Origin of the sequence: Bradyrhizobium sp. AZCC 2230 (assembly GCF_036924495.1) — a bacterium.
GTDB classification, from domain to species: Bacteria; Pseudomonadota; Alphaproteobacteria; order Rhizobiales; family Xanthobacteraceae; genus Bradyrhizobium; species Bradyrhizobium rifense.
The window spans coordinates 7709512-7730860 of record NZ_JAZHRS010000001.1 but is presented as its reverse complement, the minus strand read 5'-3'; the positions used below and the strand labels follow the sequence as shown (position 1 = coordinate 7730860).

Genomic DNA, 21349 nt, shown 5'->3' with positions numbered 1-21349 from the left:
GGATCGAGCCATGCGAGACCAGCCGCGGTTTTGGGCGGTATGTCCATGATTCCGGCATGCCGCGAAGGCTACGCGAGCTCCCGCAATGCAGCTTCCACGACCTTGCGCGCGTCTGCTGTCAGAGGGGCCTGCGGCGGGACGGGATCGCCGACGTCATAGCCCTGGATCGCAAGCCCGGCCTTGATGCAGGCGGCGAGGTTGAAGCGGGCGAAGGCCTCGTTGATGCGCCACAGCCTGCGCTGGAGCGCCATGGCCTCATCCCAGCGGCCGGCCTGGCAGAGGTCGTAGAGCGCGACGCTCTGGCGCGGGATGATGCAGGCCGGTCCCGCCATCCAGCCAAGGCCGCCGATCAGCATCACCGCGGCCGGGATATGGGCGGAGGCCGAGAACACGCGCAAGCGATCGCCGCAGCGGTTCATGATCGAGAGCAGCCGTCCGGTGTTGGTCGAGGCATCCTTGATGTAGCCGATGCGCGGATGCTCGGCGAGGCGCGCGATGATTTCGAGGGTCAGGTCGGAGCGCTGGAATTGCGGATTGGTGTAGATGACGACCGGAATGTCGACTGCGTCGGCGATGCTGCGGAAATAAGACTCGACCTGGGCATCGGCGAGCGGGAAGTAGGCCTCCAGGATCGCCAGGATGCCGTTGGCGCCGAGCTTCTGGTAGGCCTGCGCCTGAGCCACCGCATCGGCCGTCGAGGTGGAGGCGACGCCGGCGACGACCGGCACGCGGCCCTTCGCGGCCTCGATCGTGGTCTGCACCACCGCCATGCGCTGCGCGGCGTTGAGATAGGCGAACTCGCCGGTCGAGCCGAGCGGCGTCAGCCCGTGCACGCCGGCCCCGATCAAATCGTCGCAGAGCTTTGCAAGCACGTCGGTTCGCACCGTCCCATCAGTGCCGACGGGCGAGACGAGATAGGGAAAGACGCCGCGAAAATCGGTCATGTCGGGAATAAATTCCGGGGAAGGTGAGTCCTGTCTGGCAGGCCCGCGATCCGTCGGGTGCTACCATGGGGTCGTATTGCCAGCAAGCGACCTGCTTTCGAAGAGCGTATTTGTGGTTTTGGGAATTGTCCTGCAGCTTTGGCGGGTTTCGTTGTGTTGCGTCGGCCTCTTTGCCACCGCGCTGTGCCCCGGCATGGCCCAGGCCGGCGAATGCCCCTCGCCGCAATCGGAGATCGCGACCGATCGTCCTGACGTGACCAATTCCAGCCTGGTCGTGCCTGATGGCAGCATCCAGATCGAGAACGGTCTGAACACGTCCGGCCAGAGTACGGGTAAGGGCTTTGACGGCAGCAACAGCCGTCTCCGCTTCGGCATCGCGCCCTGCCTCGAAGTGCTGGTCGATGTTCCCAGCCATGTCGGGCGGCTGACCGGCACGGTCGACAGCGGTTCCACCAATGTCACCCCCGGCGTGAAATGGCAGGTCAGCGGGCTGCCTGAGCCTGCGAACCTCTCGGTGGTGTTCGGCGTCGGCCTGCCGACCGGCACGCCCGCAATCACCGGCGCAGGCGTTCAGCCCTATCTGCAATTCCCCTGGTCCTACGAGCTCGGCGGCGGCTGGGGCATCAGCGGCATGTTCACGAGCTTCTTCCGGCCATCGAATCTCGCCAATCACCAGACCAGCGAGGCGACCTTCGTGCTCGAACGCAAGGTCAGCGAGAAGCTGGCTCTGTTCGCCGAATATGTCAGCGACACTCCGTCACGCGGCGCGAGCACGGCGCTCTTCAATGTCGGCGGCGGCTATCTCTTGAACCGGACCGAGCAGCTCGATTTCCACCTGGCCTTCGGCCTCAACCGGAATTCGCCGGATTACATCATCGGCGTCGGCTATTCCTACCGCTGGGACAACGTCCTCGGCACGGCAACGAGACCGATGCTTCGGCGCTGACGGTAGCTCGCTCGCTGAAATCCCTGAGGCTGTAAGGCTCAATTTGGCGATTGCTACACGTTCCCGTGAGCGGCTCCCAATCACATGTTCGTCGGCCGTGGCCCAGGGAGGACTGGCCACCCGGCCAGTTTCGCAATAGCCCGTGACATCCCAGATTGTGGACAGCTTACAGGAGCCTTCCATGACCGACTTCACTCCTCTCACCTCGCTATCCTCCGCGCTCGCGGATGTCGTGGCGCGCATCACGCCGTCCGTCGTCTCCGTGCATTCGCATCGCTCCCGCTCAACCGGCTTCGTCTGGAAGCCCGGCCTGATCGTCACGGCCGACGAGGCGCTGGCCGATGAGGGCGAGGTCCAGATCGTTCTTCCCGATGGCAGTACCACGGCCGCCAAGATCGTCGGCCGCGACCACACCACCGATATCGCGCTGCTGCGCGCCGATACCAGCATCACCCCGGTCAAGCTCGCCGCGACGGTCCCTGCCCTCGGCACGCTCTCGGTCGTGGTCGCCACCAATCGCGATGCGCAGAGCGCGGCGCTCGGGATGGTGTCGGTTTCAGGCAAGAGCTGGCGCTCCTTGCGCGGCGGCGAGATCGATGCGCGGATCGAGCTCGATGTTCGCCTGCGTCCGAGCCAGGAGGGCGGCCTCGCCCTCGATGCATCCGGCGAGGCCTTCGGCATGACCGTCTTGGGACCGCGGCGCGTGCTGGTGATCCCGACGGCGACCATCGAGCGCGTCGCGGCCCAGCTCGAGACACGCGGCCGCATCGCCCGCGGGTATCTCGGGCTCGGGCTGCAGCCGCTGCGGCTCGACGACGGCATCGGCGCGATGGTGATGAATGTCGACAAGGCAGGCCCGGCGGCCACGGCCGGCATCCGCCAGGGCGACGTGATCGTGGCGGTCAACGACCAGAAGCTCTCCGGCGTGCGCGCGCTACTGCGAACACTGGGACCCGCGAGCGTCGGCCAGGTGATCGATGTCGCGGTCCGCCGCGGCGGCGAGCCGGCGAGCTTCAAGGTCACGATTGGCGAGAGGCCGGAAGCGTGAGCGAGGACAACGCACCCGAGATCGTGCTGTCCCTCGAGATCGACGATCCTGCGCTGGCCGACCGCCTCGCGACGCTGCTCGGCAGTGTCGCGGGGCTTCGCCTTGCCACGCCCGGCGAGACAGCCACGGCGAGCGTCGTCGCGCGCGATCCGCGCGTCATGCCCGACGACATCAGCCTGACGCAGCGCGAGCTGGACGTGCTGGCGCTGATGGCGGAGGGTTCCTCCAACAAGATGATCGCGCGGCAGCTCAACATCTCCGTGCATACCGTTAAATTCCACGTCGGCTCGCTGCTCGACAAGTTGGATGCGACCGGCCGCACCGACGCGGTGGCGCACGCGGCGCGCCGCGGCGTGATCGAGCTCTGAGTAGTGCGCATCAGTCGCTGACTGCGATCTGCGCCAGCTCACGCATGCGGTCGACATCGACGATGCGGCCATGGCTGATGACGACGCGGGGCGGCGCGTGGAAGCGTAGCGCATCAGTGACATCGCCCTGGTCGAGAATGACAAGGTGGGCGGCGCAGCCGAGCTCGAGGCCATAGCGCTCCAGATTCATCGCCGCGGCGGCACGCGTTGTGATCATGTCGTAGAGCGACTCGAGCTCGCTCTTCTTCGTCATCCACAGGAGATGCGAGGCGAGGAAGGCCACCTCCAGCATGTTGTTGCGGCCAAGCGGATAATACGCGTCCGAAATGTCGTCCTGGCCAAGGCAAACGTTGATTTCAGCGCCCAGCAACTCTTTCACCCGCGCATGCAGCGGGCCGGTATGGGGATCGCTGACGACACTGACGCGCGCCTTCCCGAGCAGCGCCGTCAGCTCGCGGAGATAACTTTCGGGATAGAGCGCCATCGCCCGGCAGTGATGGGCGAGCGCCCGGCCTTCGACGCCGCGTGCGATCACCGTGCGCGCCATCATGTCGAGGGTGCGCATATTGGCATCACCGACATCGTCCAGCAGCATGGAGATTTCGGCGCCGTGTTCGGCCGCAAGGTCGAAGCAGAAATCGACGTGGCGCCGCATGTCCTGCTCATCGGCTTCGAACCAGGGGATGCCGCCCACGACATCGGCGCCGAGCGCCATCGCCTTGCGCATCAGGCCATCAGCGCCGGGCTCGCGAAACAGGCCGTCCTGCGGGAAGGCGACGACCTGGATATCGACGATGCCGCGAAACTCCTCGCGGATCGCGAGTAGCGCCTTGACGCCTTCGAGCCGGGCCTTGGTGTCGACATCGGCGAAGGCGCGGATGTGGAGATTGCCGTGGAGTGCGGCGAGCGCCACCGCGCGCCGCGCGTTCGGGACGATCCAGGCGGCGTCGTAATTGCTCTTCACGACCGCGGCGAGATCGATTGCCCTGGCTGCCTCACTCATGCCGGCGCCCTGATAGGCCTCGAGCGCTGCCTCCGACATCAGCGGCAACGTCCAGACCTTGCAGAGATGCAGGTGCGGATTGACATAGGCCGGCGTCACCAGGCCACCTCTGGCATCGACGAAGGATTGTGCGCCGGTCTCGAGCCGGCTGCCGATCGCGGTGATCACGCCGTCGGTAATCGCGATGTCGACGACCTCCCGGCTGCGCATGCGGGCGTTGGTGATGACGATGTCGGGCAGGCGGGACATTGCAGGACTTTCGCTCGGTATGCGTGCGATCATGCAAGTTGGGTGCCGGGCCGGTGCGGCGGGAAGCTAAGCTGGACCGTCAGGCCCGGCGCCTTGTCATGCAGCACGATCTCGGCGCCGTGGAGGCGCGACACCGCCGCGACCAGGCTCAGGCCCAGGCCGTTGCCGGGCGTATAGCGGCTCTGCTCGAGCCGGTAGAAGCGTTTGAACACGTGATCGTGCTGATCGGCGGCAATGCCCGGACCATCATCGGCGATGGCGATCGTCGCGCCGTCCCCGGTGTTGCGGCATGTCACCGTAACCTTTCCGCCCGGGCGGCCATGCTTGATCGCGTTGTCGACCAGATTGGCGATGGCATCAAACAGCAGATCGCGGTCGCCGGTGACGGCGACCTCACGGTCGCCACTGATGCTCAGGCGCGTCGCAACCTGTTCGGCGGCGGCGTCATAGAGTTCGACGACCTCGCCAGCAATTTCCGCAAGGTTGAGCGCGCGAAACGCGCTCCGGCGGGCACGGGTCTCGATCTCCGAGATCCGCGTGATCGAGGCGAACATGCCAAGCACCGCATCGAGGTCGGCGATGGTATCGCCGATCAGCGCCGCATCGGCCTCACTGTTGCGCTCGTGGTGATAGGCCTTTTCCAGCCGGCCGCGCATGCGGGTCAGCGGCGTGCGCAGATCGTGGGCGACATTGTCGCTGACCTGCTTGACCTCGCCCATCAGCGTCTCGATGCGGTCGAGCATCAGGTTGAGGTTTTCGGCGACGCGGTCCCACTCATCGTGGCTGCCGCGCAAGGGAATGCGGCGATCGAGCCCGGACAGCATGATGGCGCGGCTGGTGGCGTTGATCTCCTCGATCCGCCCGACCGTGCGCCGCGTCACCAGCACGGCGGCGAGGCCTGCCAGCACCAGGAGCAACACCGCAACCGCGATCATCGCAAGCTCAAGCATCGCGACGAAGCCGCTGTTGTCGCCGACATCGCCAACCCGGCTCCGCACATAGGCGAGCGTACCGAAATAGACATACGCCATGATCGCCGCAACGATCAGGCCGAAGATCGCGATCGCGATCAGCGCCAGGCGGAAGGTCGAGGACCGAAGCGTATTAACCAGGAGCACGGAGGCAATATCCAATGCCGCGAATGGTGTGGATCAATGGATAGGCCTGGGCGTCGTCGACCTTGCGACGGACGCGTCCGACATAGACGTCGATGATGTTGGTGGAGGGATCGAAATGCAGGTCCCAGACATGCTGGAGCAGCATCGCGCGCGAGACCACGCGGCCCTCATTGCGCACGAGATATTCGAGCAGTTGAAACTCGCGCGGCAGCAGCGGAATCTTGCGGCCACGGCGGCTGGCATTTCGCGCGATCAAATCGACCGCGAGATCGCCGACGCGCAGAATCGTTTCCTTGGCGATGGTCTCGCTGCGGCGACCGAGCGCTTCGAGGCGCGCGAGCAGCTCGACGAAGGAGAACGGCTTGACGAGATAATCGTCGCCGCCGGCGCGCAAGCCGCGCACGCGGTCGTCGACCTCGCCGAGCGCGGAGATGATCAGGAAGGGCGAGGCAACGCCGTCGTCACGCATTTGTCGCATCACGGTGATGCCGTCGATGTCGGGCAGCATGCGGTCGATGGTGATCACGGCATAGTCGCGCGCGACGCCATGGCTGAGGGCTTCACGCCCCGTGGCGGCAAGGTCGACATCATAGCCTGAAATCGTCAGCTCCTCGACGAGCTGGCCTGCGGTTTCCGGATCGTCCTCGACGACGAGGATGCGACGGTGGCCTCCGGTCATGACAAACTCCGCGCGACGATCGCCACCAGACTATCCCGTTCCGGGGCTGAGCGGAACCACCCGGTGGCGATCGCGACAATGGTGCGGTCCAGCGATGCTAGTACCAATTCTCCCCGCACACATTGACCCATTGCCACCCTGAGGGCGTCAAGCTCCTGCGCCAGCAACCATCGTCATAATAGTTGGAGTAGTAGTAAGGCGCGCCGAACACGGCGAAACGGCGGAAGTGGTGATGGTGGAAGAAGAAGGCATGCCGGCCGATGAAGGGCCGACCGTGCCAGCCGGCGCCAGCGCCGGCGAAGCGCGGCCCGATCGCCGCATGCGCGAAGCGCGCACCGCCGAAGGCAGGTCCACTAAAACCCGGTCCACCGACATGGGCGAAGTGCGCACCTCCGCCCATGCCGCCGACATGCATTCCTCCGAAGCCGCTGGCGTGCATGCCGCCACCGAAGCCACCACCGTGCATCCCGCCACCGAAGCCGCCGCGTCCACCACCGCCGAAGCCGCCACCGCCGTGGCCGCCACCGCCGAAGCCGCCACCGCCGTGGCCGCCACCGCCGCCCCCGCCTCCACCTCGGGCGAGCACGGGCGAAGCGAGTGCCATCACTGCAGCGATCGTCGCCGCAGTGAGACCTTTGAGAAGCCTGTTGTTCATCGAACCATCCTCCTTGCAGTGCGGCGGTGACCGCGCCGCACGAGGATGCTCAGATGAGGAGAAGGAGCGCTCTCCTTCAACTTACAAATGCGCCAGATTCTGACGCGGGTGTTAGGGAGGCTAGACGCGCTTGCCGCCGTTCTTCTCCGCAGCACGGCGCATTGCCTCGGCGAGGGCTCCGCCGCCGGAAGACTCCTGATTGCGCGGGGCCGAGGAGGTCATGCGAGAGGGATTGCGTGCGCCGTTGTCGCGCTGCATGCCGGGGGCGTCCTTCTTGGCGCCGACCTCGTCGTCGAGACGGAGGGTCAGCGAGATGCGCTTGCGGGCGACCTCGAAGTCCAGCACCTTCACCTTGACGATGTCGCCGGGCTTCACCACCTCGCGCGGGTCCTTGATGAAGGTTTTTGACATCGCCGAGATGTGAACGAGGCCGTCCTGGTGCACGCCGATGTCGACGAAGGCGCCGAACGCAGCAACGTTGGTCACGGTGCCCTCGAGGATCATGCCCTTCTGCAGATGCTTGATTTCCTCGACGCCCTCCTTGAACACCGCGGCCTTGAACGCCGGACGCGGGTCGCGGCCGGGCTTTTCCAGCTCGCGCAGAATATCGGTGACGGTCGGCAGACCGAAGGTTTCGTCGACGAAATCCTTCGGCTTCAGCGTACGGACGACCTCGCTGCTGCCGATCAGCGCCTTGATGTCGCTCTTGGTGGCGCTGAGAATCCGGCGCACCACCGGATAGGCTTCCGGATGCACGCCGGAGGCATCGAGAGGATCCTCGCCGCCGAGGATGCGCAGGAAGCCGGCGCACTGCTCGAACGCCTTCGGACCGAGCCGCGGCACCTCCTTCAGCGCCTTGCGCGACTTGAACGGGCCGTTGGCGTCACGGTGCGCCACAATGCTCTGGGCAAGACCCGAGCCGACGCCCGACACGCGGGCGAGCAGCGGCGCCGAGGCGGTGTTGACGTCGACACCGACCGCGTTCACGCAGTCTTCGACCACCGCGTCGAGCGATTTGGCGAGCTTGGCCTGGCCGAGATCGTGCTGATACTGGCCGACGCCGATCGCTTTCGGCTCGATCTTGACCAGCTCGGCGAGCGGATCCTGCAGACGACGGGCGATCGAGACCGCACCACGCAGGGTGACGTCGAGCTCAGGCAATTCCTCCGAGGCGAAGGCCGAGGCCGAATAGACCGACGCGCCGGCTTCCGACACCACGATCTTGCTCATCTTCAATTCGGCGAGGCCCTTGACGAGATCGCCCGCGAGCTTGTCGGTTTCGCGCGAGGCGGTGCCGTTGCCGATCGCGATCAGTTCGACGCGGTGCTTGATCGCAAGCTTGCCGAGGATCGCGAGCGACTCGTTCCACTGCCGTTGCGGCTCGTGTGGATAGATCACGGCGGTATCGACCACCTTGCCGGTCGCGTCAGTGACGGCGACCTTGACGCCGGTGCGGTAGCCGGGATCGAGCCCCATGGTGGCGCGGGTGCCGGCGGGCGCCGCCAGCAGGAGGTCGCGCAGGTTCGAGGCGAACACACGCACGGCTTCGGTCTCGGCCGCATTCCACAACCGCATGCGCAGGTCGATATTCAGATGAACCTGGATCTTGGTGCGCCAGGCCCAGCGCACGGTGTCGATCAGCCAGCGGTCGCCGGCGCGCTTGAGGTCGGCGATGCCGAACCGCTTCATGATCTTCAGCTCATAGGCGCCCGGGACGCCCGCCGGCGGCACTTCGGCCTCGGCCTGGATCTGGAGATCGAGGATCTCTTCCTTCTCGCCGCGGAACATCGCGAGGATGCGGTGCGAGGGCAGTTTTGTCAGTGGCTCGGAGAATTCAAAGTAGTCGGCGAACTTTTCGCCCTCGGTCTTCTTGCCGTCGCGCACCTTGGAGGCCATGCGCGCATTGGTCCACATCTCCTCACGCAACACGCCGATCAGATCGGCGTCTTCGTCAAAACGTTCGACCAGGATGGCACGGGCACCGTCGAGCGCAGCCACGACATCCGCGACGCCCTTCTCGGCGTTGACAAAACCTTCGGCGACGACCTTGGGATCGTTGCCGGACTCTGCGATGAGCTGATTGGCGAGCGGCTCGAGGCCGGCCTCCTTGGCGATCTCCGCCTTGGTGCGGCGCTTCGGCTTGAATGGCAGATAGATGTCCTCGAGGCGCGCCTTGCTGTCGGCAGCGAGAATGGAGGCTTCGAGTGCGGCATCAAGCTTGCCCTGCTCGCGGACCGATTCGAGGATCGCCTTGCGGCGGTCTTCGAGCTCGCGCAGATAGCCCAGGCGCTCCTCCAGGGTGCGCAATTGCGCGTCGTCGAGCGCACCGGTCGCTTCCTTTCGGTAGCGGGCGATGAAGGGAACCGTAGCGCCGCCGTCGAGCAACGTCACCGTCGCCTCGACCTGCTCCGCCCGTACCCCAAGCTCCTGCGCAATTTTCTGGTTGATATTTGCCACGCGAGAATCCCTTTATAGCCAAGCACGCGACGCAAACCGAAATCCGGTCGCGGGACGCCGCTTATGGACCAACCAAGGTTGATTCATCAAGGTGCGGCGCGCAACCGTCGACAGAGGATTTTTTGTGGGACCGATGCGATCTCGCCACAATCGTGGGGATGTCCAAGCATCTGGGGCACAAAAGTAAGGTTCGGCGCATACGCCCTCCACGTTGTCATTGCGAGCGCAGCGAAGCAATCCAGAATCCCTCCGCGGGAAGACTCTGGATTGCTTCGCTGCGCTCGCAATGACGGAGTATGAGGCAATAGCGTCACTCTTCCAGCTGACATTTCATCCCGCAGACACACCTTCGCACTCTCGCGGCGCAATCCGCCCGAGTTTTGCTTTTCGCTTCACGCCCTCAGAACAAAGGGCGCAGGGAAGGCCGGGTGCCGGCTGGCACCCGCGGTCTGCTGCGCGAAAATGTAGCGCAAAGAGACCGCACAGCAGCATACAGGTGTAGCCGAACACACGGCCTTCCCTGCGCAGTGGTTGGACGGCTTATGCCGTGCTCTCCCGGGAGCCGAATTCCTTCTGGCCTCCCTCGCCTCACGGAAGTCGCCGACACCGCGCCGGTTGACGCCAATGCCGCCTCCGCAAGGCTTGACCGTAGCGACGACGGCCAGGACCACACGGTTTTGCCGTACGCAAGCAATTCCTGTTCAGGCCCAAGGGCCTGGCAGGACAAAGCGCCGTTCGTACAACGCGGCTTGCAAGTCGCTCACGGGGCTCGGCTCAATCCACTGCCCCGCCCTACCACCCGCATCCGCGACGGCGCCGCTCGCGTCCACCGCAGCCCGATCCGCGGCTCGTGACGACGTACGACCGCCCCTTTTCGCCGGATCAGGATGGGCGACACATACGACAAATCCGAATTTCGGTAAAGTGGAATATTTTTGGCGAGCGGGATTGACAGACCAGCGAAACAGGGGCGCGGGTGACCGCCGGCGCGCGCAACACATTCAGTGTCGTCCTGGCTTTCCAGGCCGTGCGAGAAGTCGCGCTGATGCTGGGACGATTGAGCGGGAGGCAAAAGTGCCCCTGTCAGGCCGCAGATGGTGCCAACGCTCCCAGCAAGGCCGGCACGCCGAGGATGTTGGCCACCCGCTTGAGATTGTAGCAGAGGACACCCAGGGCGAGCTCGGCTTTTGCCTTTTTCAACCCCTTCACCAGGAAGCGCGGACCGGCCATCAGCCATTTCATGGTTCCGAACGGATGTTCGACGGTCTCCCGCCGGTGCGTCATCCAGCTCGGATCGGCGACGGCCCGCCGGTGCATCGCTTCACGCTCATCCTCGTAAAAATGACGCACGATCACCCGCCGCGCAGCGTTCGTGCACTGCGCCTTGAGCGCGCAGGCGCCGCACGCCCGGCTGGCGTATTCCTTCTGCTGCTGGGTCTGCGAAGTCTTGAACAGGCTCAGCGTCTCCCCGGCCGGACAACGCCAGGTGTCGCTCTCATGGTCGTAGCTGAACCGATCCCGGCTGAAGTATTGGGGGCCCTTCGGATTGACCACCTCTGGCCGCGGCACGATCGCGGTGATCCTGTCCTGCTCGCAGAGCGCCCCATGTTCGCCGTTCGAATAGCCGGTGTCGGCCACGACCGTGATCTCGTCGGCCTCGACCGCAGCCTTGCCCTGCACCGCCATCGGATGGAGCTGCTGCAGGTCGTTGCCCTCGTTCGTCAGATCGAACGCCACGATCAGCTTGTGCTCGGCATCGACCACGGTCTGCGCATTGTAGGCGACCGCGTGGCCGTGCGGCGTGCGCATCAACCGTGCTTCCGGCTCGGTCATGACCTCCTGCTTGAGCCCGCGCGCCGCCAGATCTTGCGCCTGAGCTTGTAGTTGATCCTTTTGCGCCTTGAGAGCTTCGATCGCAGCCGCAACATCGACAGGCTTGCCGACCGAGCCCGCCTCCGTCCGGTCGGCGTCGTCCATCGACGCCAGATAATCCGCAATCCGGCGGTCGATCGCCGCGTTCATCTTCGCGATACGTTGCGGCGTCACCACCTGCTTGCGGCTCGCCACCGCCGCGATCTTGGTCCCGTCGATCGCCAGCAACTCCGCCCCGAACAGCGACTGCTCCCCGCAGAACCGAATGAAGGCGCGGCATACCTTCACGATCGCTTCTGCATGGTCCTTGCGGAAGTCCGCTATCGTCTTGAACGACGGCGTCAGACGGTTGAGCAGCCACATCACCTGAATGTTGCGCCGCGTCTCGGCCTCCAGCCGACGGCTCGCCCGCACCCGGTGCAAGTACCCATAAATATACAGTTTCAACAGGTCGCCCGGCGCGTAGGGCGGTCGTCCCATCTCCTCCGCAATAGCCTTGGAAAACCCGAGCTGCTCCAACTCGAGCCCCGCGACAAACGCGTCGATCACCCGAACCGGATCGTCCCGGCCCACAGCTTCGTCCAGAACCTCCGGAAAAAGCGTCGTCTGGTATCGCGATTGTCCCGTCACGTGCCCCATCATCGCCTCGAATCAAGCCAAACCCAAAACACCATAACTCGCTGGGTTTTCACACAGCCTGGTTCGCCAGGACGACGTTGGAGAAGCATCGGCGTGATCACATCGGCACCTTGACATCCGCCCCGCTTCCACGGCTGGTTGCCCCTGCCGGACCATCGAACTTCCCACGAGGACTATCCATGCGGACGACATCGGTCAGCGTCTTCAAGGTCGCCACCAGGGGCCCCGGCGACGTTTCCGGCCTCATGAGCCTGATCGGCTCCGGCGCGATCGATCCGGCTTCCATTCTGGCGATCCTCGGCAAGACCGAGGGCAATGGCGGCGTCAATGATTTTACCCGGGAGTATGCCGTGGCTGCGCTGTGCAGGGCGCTGGCGCCGAAGCTTGATCTGACGCCGCACGAGGTCGAGCAGCGCATTGCGTTTGTGATGTCCGGTGGCACCGAGGGCGTGCTCAGCCCGCACATCACGGTGTTCACGCGCCAGCAGGTCGCGACGCCGCCCGGAGGCATCACCGGCAAGCGCCTGAGCATCGGCATGGCGCAGACCCGCGATTTTCTGCCTGAAGAGCTTGGCCGCTCGGCACAGATCACCGAGACCGCCAGGGCGGTGAAGGCCGCGATGGCGGATGCCGGCATCACTGATCCCACTGATGTCCATTTCGTCCAGATCAAGTGCCCGCTGCTCACCAGCGAACGTGTCGAGGCAGCAGCCGCGCGCGGCAGCAAGACGGCGACGATCAGCGCCTACAGCTCGATGGCCTATTCGCGCGGCGCTTCAGCACTCGGCGTTGCAGTTGCGCTCGGCGAGGTCGCATCCGACATCAGCGATGAATTCGTGCTGCGGCGCTACGATCTGTTCTCGAAGGTCGCCTCGACCTCGTCCGGGATCGAGCTGATGCATAACGTCGTCATCGTGCTCGGCAATTCGGGGGCGTCAGCGAGCGAATTCGAGATCGGGCATGCCGTGATGAGCGACGCGATCGATGCCGCGGCGGTCTTGTCGGCATTGAAGAGCGTTGGGCTTGATGTTGATCTTGGCACCACACCGCAGTCGGGCCGCGAGCTCGTCAACATCCTCGCCAAGGCCGAGGCCTCGCCTGATGGCACCGTGCGCGGCTTCCGCCACACCATGCTGGAAGACACCGATATCAGCTCGACACGCCACGCCCGCGCGGCGGTCGGCGGCTTGATCGCCGGCCTCGCCGGCACCAGCGCGGTCTACGTCTCCGGCGGCGCCGAGCATCAGGGACCGGCCGGCGGCGGACCGGTCGCAGTGATTGCCAGGATCAAGGACTGACGCCGCGACCTCTCCGCCCGGCGCAACCCTGCCCTTCGCGCCGGCTCAGTTGATTCACGCGGGCCCTTGCGAAAAAGGTGGCGCCCGCACCTTGAGGGATTTGACTTCATGACTTTGCCGATGAGCTGGAACGAATGGGCGCAGCACGATGGCGTGGGGCTGGCGGCGCGCGTCCGCAAGGGCGAGCTGACGGCGAAGGAACTGGCTCGTCAGGCTGCAGCGGCCGTGGCCAAGGTCAATCCGACGCTGTCGGGCGTGGTCGAGCTGTTCGATGACGTGATCGCCGATCCCGCCAAGGACGGCGCCAATCTCGGCGGGCCATTCGCCGGCCTGCCCCTCCTGATGAAGGATCTGGGGCCGACCATGAAGGGCCGGCTGCAGGAGATGGGATCGCTGCTGATGCGCGGCAATCGCGCCGCCGCCGACACGTTCCTGACCGGCAAATTCCGCCAGGCAGGCCTCAACCTGATCGGGCGCACGACGACGCCGGAATTCGGCGTGTGCAGCTCGGCCGACAATCCCGCCGTTTATGTCACCCGCAATCCCTGGAATACCGACTACACCACCTGCGGCTCGTCGGCGGGCAGCGCCGCGATGGTCGCGGCCGGCGTGGTGCCGATCGCGCACGCGACCGACGGCGGCGGCTCGATCCGCATTCCCGCCGGCGTCAACGGCAATATCGGGCTGAAGGTCTCGCGCGGCGTGTTCTCGCTGGCGCCGCACATGTCGGATCTCACCGGCCTCGTCTCGATCCAGGGCTGCCAGTCGCGCACGGTGCGCGACACCGCCGCCTTCGTCGACAATGCCCGTGGCCCTGCGCCCGGCGAGTTCATGCCGTTCTGGACCACGGCGCAGCCTTACAGCGAGATGATCAAGCGCGATCCGTCCAAGCTTCGCATCGCGCTGTCGCATACCTGGGGCGACTACACCGCGACGCCTGAGATCGCCGCCGAGCTGGAGAAGACCGGCCGCTTCCTCGAGGGCCTCGGCCATCACGTCGATTACGCGCTGCCCGAGCTCGATTTCCGCGCCGCCTTCGCGGCGCAGACCACCTGCTACATCTCGAACTTTTCCGTGGTGATCTCCAACATGCTCGCCGTGCGCGGGCTGGAGCGTCCGCCCGAAGATCTGATCGAGCCGATGAACATCCGGATCTGGGAAGCCGGGCTTCACACCAGCTTTGCCGATCGGGCCAAGATGCAAGGCGTGTTCAACACGACGTCGCGCGGCTTCGGCAGCTTCTTCGAGCAGTGGGACGTGATCCTGACGCCGATCACCGCGCTGCCGACGCCGAAGGTCGGTACCAGGGAATATCTCACCATCTCGGATAATCCTGATGTGCTCGACTGGTTCGGCAATCTCTGGCGCTTCTTCGCCTTCACGCCGCTTGCGAACCTCTGCGGCATGCCGGCGATCTCGATGCCGATGGCCGCGCAAGAGCACGACCTGCCGCTCGGCATCCAGGCGATCGCGAAGCAGGCCAATGACGGCCTGCTTCTGCAACTCGCCGCCCAGATCGAGCGCGCGCTCGACGGCAAGTGGAACGGCGGCAAGACCGCAAAGGTGCATGTGACCAAGGGATGAGGTAACGTTACGCTGATCCGCCGGAGGACACGACTTGGACCCGTTACAGATTCTGGAGAGCCTCAACGAGAAAACGGGTCTTCCGACCGAAGCGATTCAGGCGGCGCGGGCCGACAAAGACTCGGTTATTCCCGTCTTCTTGCGTGCCTTCGAAGAAGTCGAATCGCCTGATCGAACGGATTACAAAGCAGCGTTGTTCTTTGCGTTCCACCTCCTTGGCGAATGGCGTGTGAATCTTGCCTACCCGGTGCTTGCAAGATTCTTGCGCAAGCCCCCCGACATCGTGGATGCGATCTTGGGCGGTGCGATCACCGAGACGACTCACCGCGTGATGGCCTCCGTCTACGATGGCAACCTGCAGCCATTGTGCGACATCATCCACGATGAAGATGCCGAAGAATTCGTTCGTTCACGCATGATCGAGGCGATCGCACTATTGACCTTGCGTGGAGACGTATCGCGCGCATGGTCCGAACAATTCTTGCGCGAGTGCTACGACCGGCTTCGGCCGCGAGATTATTGTTATGTCTGGTCCGGTTGGCAGCAATCGATTGCCTGGCTTGGACTCTCCAGTCTGAAGCCGTTGGTTGAACGCGCCTTTGCACGAGGATTCATCGATAAATCGTGGCTTTCATACGCGGATTTCGAAGGAGATCTGCAATACACGCTCGCCAATCCCGGTGCTCCGCCGTTCCGCGCCGAAAACGATTTGACCTTATTCGACGACACGATTCTGGAACTGTCCACGTGGGCTGCCTTCAATCCGGAGCCTCGCGAAAAGAAGGGATCGGCGTCGGTGTCATTCTATGATCCCAAAGCCAATCCGTTTCTCAAAGTTGGCCGCAATGATCCCTGCCCCTGCGGCAGCGGAAAGAAATTCAAGAAATGCTGCTTGAACGCGAGTCCCGCCGGCTGACTACCGATCTCAGTTCTTCACCGCCGGGATCGCTTCGTCCGGCTGCTGCTGTCCGAGCTTGAGCATCGCGAGCGCCTTGTCGAGCGCTTCGCGCAAGGCCAGTGCTGCGGCCGGGCTGCAGCGCAGATGCGCGGTCTGGACCACGTCGACCCTGACGGCGGCACCGACCGGCATCAGCAAGTTCGCGGCAAGCTCGATCTGGATGGCGCCGTTGTGATGGCCGAAGCAGGATGCGCCGTCGAAATAGATAATCGGCGCTCGCTCGGAGCTTGAATTGGAGATGATGACGGGCCCCTGGCTGGTGGGCGTTTCGGGATCGGCCATGGGCACTCCTTGGGGCTAGTCGACGGGCGAAGCGCTCACCATCGTTGCTTCGGCGCGCCCTGTCGAGGCCAAACCGGTTCCTGACAGACCTGCCGTGCGCGCGCATTCTGGGTTTTGCGCGGCGCTCGGCACTGGTCTAGTACGTCACCATGTCCAGCTCACCGACCACGCTTCCCTTCGAGGAACTCGCCGAGGCCATCAAGGGCCGCCGTTCCGATTACGGCCATATCAGCGGGCTTCAGCTCGACCGGTTCGCGCCGGGCGAGGCCTGGTCGAGCCTGCCCTACCGCCCCGCCTTCGTCGGCGACACCGAGACCGGCGTGCTGCATGGCGGCGTCGTCACCGCGATGCTCGACGAGAGCTGCGGCATGGCGGCGCAGCTCGCGCTCGACGGCACCAGCGCGATCGCGACGCTCGATTTGCGCATCGACTACCAGAAACCGGCCACACCCGGGCTCGCCATCAAGGCGCATTCGATCTGCTACCGCACCACCCGGTCGATCGCCTTCGTGCGCTCCACGGCTTACCAGGAGTCCGAGGACGATCCGGTGGCGACCGCCACCGCCTGCTTCATGATCGGTGCCAACCGTACCAACATGCTTGCGGACCGCAGGATGGATTCGCGCAGCATTCCGACACTGGACGCGCCGGAGGATCCGGACGGCCCGTTCGCCAACAGCCCGTTCGCGCGCTGCCTCGGTATTCGCGTCAATGATGACAGTACGCTGACGATGCCGTTCTCGCCAAAAATCATCGGCAACCCGATCCTCCCCGCCATCCATGGCGGCATGACCGGCGCCTTCCTCGAGACCACCGCGATCCTCGGCGTGCGGCGCGAACTCGGCATCGCGACACTGCCGAAGCCCATTGGGCTCACTGTCAACTATCTGCGCTCCGGCCGGGCGCTGGACACCATCGCCAATGTCTCGATCGTGAAACAGGGCCGGCGTATCGTCGCCTTCGAGGCGCGGGCCTGGCAGGACGATCCGGGCAAACCGATCGCCTCTGCTTTCGGTCATTTCATGCTGCGCCCGACGCCTGGAAACGACGAAGAATAGGCGTATTTTACTTGACGACCGGGATTCGGGACACAACGATAGCGCGTCCCCACGAGAGGTATTGGGTTGCGGCATCCGATCGACATCATCGCCATGTTTGCCGCCATCTGGCTGTTGGCGTCGATGGTGCTCGACGCGCTGACGCCGAAAGAGCTGACGGCAGTCATGATCGCCATCGCGATCGGGCCCGCCGTGGTCATCACCGCCGTGTTCTACTATCTGCGCTGCCCGCGAACGGATTTCGCGGTGATGTTCGCAGCACTCTGGCTGATCTCGGACATCGCCATCGCCTTCATCTCGCCGAAGGAATTGCCGCACTTCCTGATCGTGCTCGGCTTCGTGCCGGCGGCGATCATCGGCATCGTCCTGCACTGGCAGCGCTTCCAGCGCCGCCATGAGCGGTTGCCCGTGCCGTCAGCGAAGCGCGGCTGATGGGGGTTGTCCACCTCTCCCCGACGGGGAGAGGTCGGATTGCGCAGCAATCCGGGTGAGGGGCCGTAACATACAGCGAGAGTGTAACCCCTCACCCGGATCGCATTTTCAATGCGATCCGACCTCTCCCTTCGGGAGAGGTGAATCACGCCTCAGCCCAATCAACGCGATAGCAGATTGGTCTTCGCGAGGTCGATGACCTCGTCGCCACGGCCACTCATCACCGCGCGCAATACCCAGAGGCTGAAGCCCTTGACCTGTTCGGCCGTGATGGTCGGCGGCATCGACAACTCCTGCTTGGCGGTGACGACGTCGAGCAGCGCCGGGCCATTATGGGCCAGCATGTCCTTCATCGCACCCGGGAGCTCGCCGGGGTCCTCGACGCGCTTGGCGAAGATACCCATCGCGCGCGCCATCGCGGCGAAGTCGGGATTCTCCAGATCGACATTGGTGTCGACGAAGCCTGCCGCCTTCATCTCCAGCGCGACGAAGCCGAGCACGCCGTTGTTGAAGACGACGATCTTCACTGGCAGCTTCATCTGCGTCAGCGTGATGAGATCGCCCATCAGCATGGTGAAGCCACCGTCGCCCGACAGCGAGATCACCTGGCGGCCGGGCTGCGAGGCCTGCACGCCGATCGCCTGCGGCATGGCGTTGGCCATCGAGCCGTGCACGAAGGAGCCGATCAACCGGCGGCGGCCGTTCATATTGAGATAGCGCGCAGCCCACACCGTGGGCGTGCCGACATCGGCGGTGAAGACGGCGTCGTCAGAAGCGTGATCGCTGATGACTTTTGCGAGATATTGCGGATGGATCGGCTTAGCTCCGGGCGTGCCCTTGGCGAGCGAGTCGAGGCCCTCACGCGCCTTCTTGTAATGCGCGACGGCGTCGTCGAGATGCTTGCGCTGCGTCTTGGTCCTGAGCAGCGGCAGCAGCGCCTCGATCGTCAGCTTGACGTCGCCGACGAGGCCGAGATCGATCTTGCAGCGCCGGCCGAGATTTTCCGGACGAATGTCGATCTGCGCGACCTTCGCATCGGTCGGGAAGAACTGCTTGTAGGGAAAATCCGTGCCGAGCATCACCAGTGCGTCGCAGGCGTGCATGGCTGCGTAGCCCGAGGAAAAACCGATGAAACCGGTCATGCCGACGTCGTAGGGATTGTCGTATTCAACATGCTCCTTGCCGCCGAGCGCATGCACGATCGGGCTCTTCAGGGCTTCGGCGAGTTGCATCAGCGGTGCATGCGCGCCGGCACAGCCACGGCCGCAAAACAGGGTGATACGCTCGGCGCCGTTGAGGAGATCGGCGAGCGCCTTCAGCTCGTCGGCCTGCGGCACGATTTTTGGTGCTGCGAGCGCAAGCCCGCGTGGCGTCGACAACGCGCGCTTCGGCGGCGAGCGGAAGGCGACGTCGCCGGGCATCGCGACGACGGCAACGCCGCGCAGGCCCACGGCCGCGCGGATCGCGTTCTCGAGCACGAAGGGAAGCTGGCTCGGATCAGAAACGAGTTCGCAGTAGTGGCTGCATTCGCGGAAAAGATTCTGCGGATGCGTCTCCTGGAAATAGCCGCCGCCGATCTCGGCCGACGGGATCTGCGCCGCGATCGCCAGCACCGGAACGCGGCTGCGATGCGCATCGAACAGGCCGTTGATCAGATGCAGATTGCCCGGCCCGCAGGACCCGGCGCAGACCGCGAGGCTGCCCGTCATCTCGGCTTCGCCGGCGGCGGCGAAGGCCGCGACCTCCTCGTGACGGACGTGCACCCATTCGATGGCGCCGCGACGGCGCAGCGACTCCGTGATCGCGTTCAGGCTGTCGCCGACAATGCCATAAATGCGCTTGACGCCGGCCTGTTCGAGCGTTGCCACGAACAGATCGGCTATGTTGTTGATCGCCATGTCGGTCTCCTGATCTCACCGGGTGCAGCAAGATAGGATACAAAGCCGCTGTGACGGGATCACGGCTTGTTTATTGCCGGATCAGTCTTTCACAACCGCCCGATCATAGGCCGCGATTGTCGCCTTCGCGCGGGCCGCAACATCGGCCGCGGTCATGCCGGGCTTGTAGAGGCTGGAACCGAGCCCGAACGCCGTCACGCCGCCCTTGATGTACTCCGCAAAGTTCTGGTCGGAGACGCCGCCGACCGCGGCGATCATCACCCCGGCCGGCAGCACGGCGCGGATCGCGGCGATGCCGGACGCGCCGAGCACGCTCGCCGGAAAGAACTTTAAGCCGGATGCGCCGGAGCGCGCCGCAAGCAGCGCCTCGGTCGGCGAGAACACGCCGGGCAGCGTGATCATGGCGTACTGATGTGCACGCGCGAGCACCTGCGTATCCACATTCGGCGAGACCATCAGCGTGCCGCCGACGTCGTTGAGGCGATCGACATCCGCCGTGGTCAGCACGGTGCCCGCGCCGATCAAGACGCCGGCCGGTGCCTGCTTCACAGCAAGCCCGATCGAGCGGAACGGATCCGGCGAGTTCAGGGGGATCTCGATTGCGGTCATGCCGGCCTCGATCAGCACGCCGACGATGGCCTCGGTCTCCTCGGGCTTGACGCCGCGCAGGATTGCGACCAGGGGCCGCTTCATCGCCGGAAAGGGAACGCTCATCTCAAGAATCCTTTTTACTTCGTCCAGATCGCCGCAGCGGCCATCGACAGGCCGCGGCGCACCGCGTCATCGGCATCGGTCGGGTTCACGTCGACCTTCAGCGCGTCGAAGGCCTGCCGGTACAGAGCCGCCAGCCGCCCCGACGCGATCAGTGTGATGCCGGCTTTCGGCACAGTGCCAGAGAGGCCTGCGGCGAGCTCGGCGCCGATCAACGTGCCTGACAATGTCTCGCGGGCCGCCGCCGGCGTGCTGCCGAACAGCAGCTGACGCGACCTTGCGGTGAACAGGAGATTGGCCGTGAAGGCCGGCGCTTCGTAGGCGGCTTTCACGGCCGATTTGAAGCTCGTGACATCCTCGGCCTCATCGGCACCGGCGACCGCGAGCGACAAGATCGTCTCGCGCGACACGACGCTGAAGAGCTCGCCGGTCATGAAGGTCGAAAAATGCGCGACCGTGCCGTCCTTCACCCGCACCCATTTCGAATGGGTGCCGGGCATGCAAACCAGCGCTTCACCAGCAGGATCGAGGCCGAGGGCGCCGAGCAATTGCGTCTCCTCGCCGCGCATCACGTCCGGCGCTTTTGTGTCGCGCTGCGCGATGCCCGGCAGGATGCGGATGTCGCGCGCCTCGCCCGGCACCCGCGCGGCCTGCTTCAGGACGGCCGACAGTGGCGCCGGCGTGTCGACATAGCCGGCCTCGACCCAGCCAGTCTTGGCGCCGGCCATGCCGCAGACGAGAACAGGCAGATGAGCGGGCGCTGCAACCGCGGCAAGGTGCGATTGCAGCACGCCGGGAAAGCCGGCCCTGGCCGCGGCCATCATGCCCTCATCGCTGCGGCGCTCGGCCAGCACGTGGCCTGTGCGATCGACCAGCCAGAGCCGGAAGCTGCTGGTGCCCCAGTCCACCGCGACAAAAGCGGGTTCGGTCATTTCGAATCGTATCCTCGTCTCACGGTCAAGACGCCGTCTCGCGACAATGAGACGGACGCTTGGCAAATCCGCTCCGGGATATCGGCTATTGCGGCCTCAAACCAGCGTTTTCTCGCGGGTCTGGGGCGCGGGGCGCGCTGGCACACCGCTTGCTGAAGCTGTTCCTGTTCACGTCAGCGAACGCGCAAGCAAGACGCGTCAACATCAGATGAGGAAAC

Annotated in this window: 19 protein-coding genes; 8 read left to right on the top strand and 11 right to left on the bottom strand. The window is 64.8% G+C overall.

Annotated features, from left to right (window positions below; genetic code table 11):
• Positions 1-68: 68 nt before the first annotated feature.
• Complete coding sequence (locus tag V1280_RS36915) at positions 69-944, bottom strand: dihydrodipicolinate synthase family protein (protein WP_334535547.1); 876 nt, start codon at positions 942-944, stop codon at positions 69-71.
• A gap of 112 nt (positions 945-1056) precedes the next feature.
• On the opposite strand from V1280_RS36915, the gene V1280_RS36910 reads away from it, so the two are divergent.
• The 3 genes from V1280_RS36910 (at position 1057) to V1280_RS36900 (ending at position 3306) form a co-directional block, all read left to right on the top strand.
• Entirely contained in the window at positions 1057-1890 is an 834-nt protein-coding gene (locus V1280_RS36910) for a transporter (RefSeq protein WP_334535546.1), read from the top strand.
• 181 nt (positions 1891-2071) lie between these two features.
• Positions 2072-2938, top strand: a complete 867-nt coding sequence (locus tag V1280_RS36905) for a S1C family serine protease (protein ID WP_334535545.1) — start codon at positions 2072-2074, stop codon at positions 2936-2938.
• A complete protein-coding gene (locus tag V1280_RS36900; RefSeq protein ID WP_334535544.1) occupies positions 2935-3306 on the top strand; it encodes a response regulator transcription factor in 372 nt (123 codons plus the stop codon). The genes V1280_RS36905 and V1280_RS36900 overlap by 4 nt, the downstream gene beginning before the upstream one ends.
• A 10-nt stretch (positions 3307-3316) precedes the next feature.
• On the opposite strand, the gene V1280_RS36895 is transcribed toward V1280_RS36900, so the two are convergent.
• The 6 genes from V1280_RS36895 to V1280_RS36870 all read right to left on the bottom strand — a co-directional run bounded on the left by V1280_RS36895 (position 3317) and on the right by V1280_RS36870 (position 11969).
• On the bottom strand, positions 3317-4558 hold the full coding sequence (locus tag V1280_RS36895; RefSeq protein ID WP_334535543.1) for an amidohydrolase family protein: 1242 nt from the start codon (positions 4556-4558) through the stop codon (positions 3317-3319).
• Positions 4559-4587: 29 nt separating this feature from the next.
• Positions 4588-5676 (bottom strand): sensor histidine kinase, encoded by a 1089-nt coding sequence (locus tag V1280_RS36890; protein WP_334535542.1) that lies wholly within the window; start codon positions 5674-5676, stop codon positions 4588-4590.
• Entirely contained in the window at positions 5663-6355 is a 693-nt protein-coding gene (locus V1280_RS36885) for a response regulator transcription factor (RefSeq protein WP_334535541.1), read from the bottom strand. The genes V1280_RS36890 and V1280_RS36885 overlap by 14 nt, the downstream gene beginning before the upstream one ends.
• A 97-nt stretch (positions 6356-6452) precedes the next feature.
• The gene (locus V1280_RS36880; RefSeq protein WP_334535540.1) at positions 6453-7010 is read right to left on the bottom strand and encodes a hypothetical protein; all 558 of its coding nucleotides are present in this window, start codon (positions 7008-7010) and stop codon (positions 6453-6455) included.
• Positions 7011-7130: 120 nt separating this feature from the next.
• Positions 7131-9467 (bottom strand): Tex family protein, encoded by a 2337-nt coding sequence (locus V1280_RS36875; protein ID WP_334535539.1) that lies wholly within the window; start codon positions 9465-9467, stop codon positions 7131-7133.
• Positions 9468-10550: 1083 nt separating this feature from the next.
• Positions 10551-11969, bottom strand: a complete 1419-nt coding sequence (locus tag V1280_RS36870; RefSeq protein WP_334535538.1) for an IS1182 family transposase — start codon at positions 11967-11969, stop codon at positions 10551-10553.
• Between the two features lie 188 nt (positions 11970-12157).
• Here V1280_RS36870 and V1280_RS36865 point away from each other — a divergent pair, with 188 nt between their 5' ends.
• From V1280_RS36865 to V1280_RS36855, 3 genes are all read left to right on the top strand, one after another.
• Positions 12158-13276, top strand: a complete 1119-nt coding sequence (locus tag V1280_RS36865; RefSeq protein ID WP_334535537.1) for a ring-opening amidohydrolase — start codon at positions 12158-12160, stop codon at positions 13274-13276.
• A gap of 108 nt (positions 13277-13384) precedes the next feature.
• Positions 13385-14860: an amidase gene (locus V1280_RS36860; RefSeq protein WP_334535536.1), complete on the top strand. Its 1476-nt coding sequence runs from the start codon at positions 13385-13387 to the stop codon at positions 14858-14860.
• A 34-nt stretch (positions 14861-14894) separates the two neighbouring features.
• On the top strand, positions 14895-15776 hold the full coding sequence (locus V1280_RS36855; protein WP_334535535.1) for a DUF1186 domain-containing protein: 882 nt from the start codon (positions 14895-14897) through the stop codon (positions 15774-15776).
• A gap of 9 nt (positions 15777-15785) precedes the next feature.
• On the opposite strand, the gene V1280_RS36850 is transcribed toward V1280_RS36855, so the two are convergent.
• Entirely contained in the window at positions 15786-16100 is a 315-nt protein-coding gene (locus tag V1280_RS36850; protein WP_334535534.1) for a hypothetical protein, read from the bottom strand.
• 149 nt (positions 16101-16249) lie between these two features.
• Here V1280_RS36850 and V1280_RS36845 point away from each other — a divergent pair, with 149 nt between their 5' ends.
• Complete coding sequence (locus V1280_RS36845; RefSeq protein WP_334535533.1) at positions 16250-17158, top strand: PaaI family thioesterase; 909 nt, start codon at positions 16250-16252, stop codon at positions 17156-17158.
• A gap of 66 nt (positions 17159-17224) precedes the next feature.
• On the top strand, positions 17225-17590 hold the full coding sequence (locus tag V1280_RS36840; RefSeq protein WP_187436821.1) for a hypothetical protein: 366 nt from the start codon (positions 17225-17227) through the stop codon (positions 17588-17590).
• A 161-nt stretch (positions 17591-17751) separates the two neighbouring features.
• Here the strand turns inward: V1280_RS36840 and poxB are convergent, their stop codons facing one another.
• From poxB to V1280_RS36825, 3 genes are all read right to left on the bottom strand, one after another.
• Positions 17752-19488, bottom strand: a complete 1737-nt coding sequence (poxB, locus tag V1280_RS36835; protein ID WP_334535532.1) for a ubiquinone-dependent pyruvate dehydrogenase — start codon at positions 19486-19488, stop codon at positions 17752-17754.
• 81 nt (positions 19489-19569) lie between these two features.
• Complete coding sequence (locus V1280_RS36830) at positions 19570-20202, bottom strand: 2-dehydro-3-deoxy-6-phosphogalactonate aldolase (RefSeq protein ID WP_334535531.1); 633 nt, start codon at positions 20200-20202, stop codon at positions 19570-19572.
• Positions 20203-20216: 14 nt separating this feature from the next.
• Positions 20217-21131 carry a 2-dehydro-3-deoxygalactonokinase gene (locus V1280_RS36825; RefSeq protein WP_334535530.1) on the bottom strand — a complete coding sequence of 305 codons (915 nt, stop codon included), beginning with the start codon at positions 21129-21131 and terminating at the stop codon, positions 20217-20219.
• Positions 21132-21349: the final 218 nt, after the last annotated feature.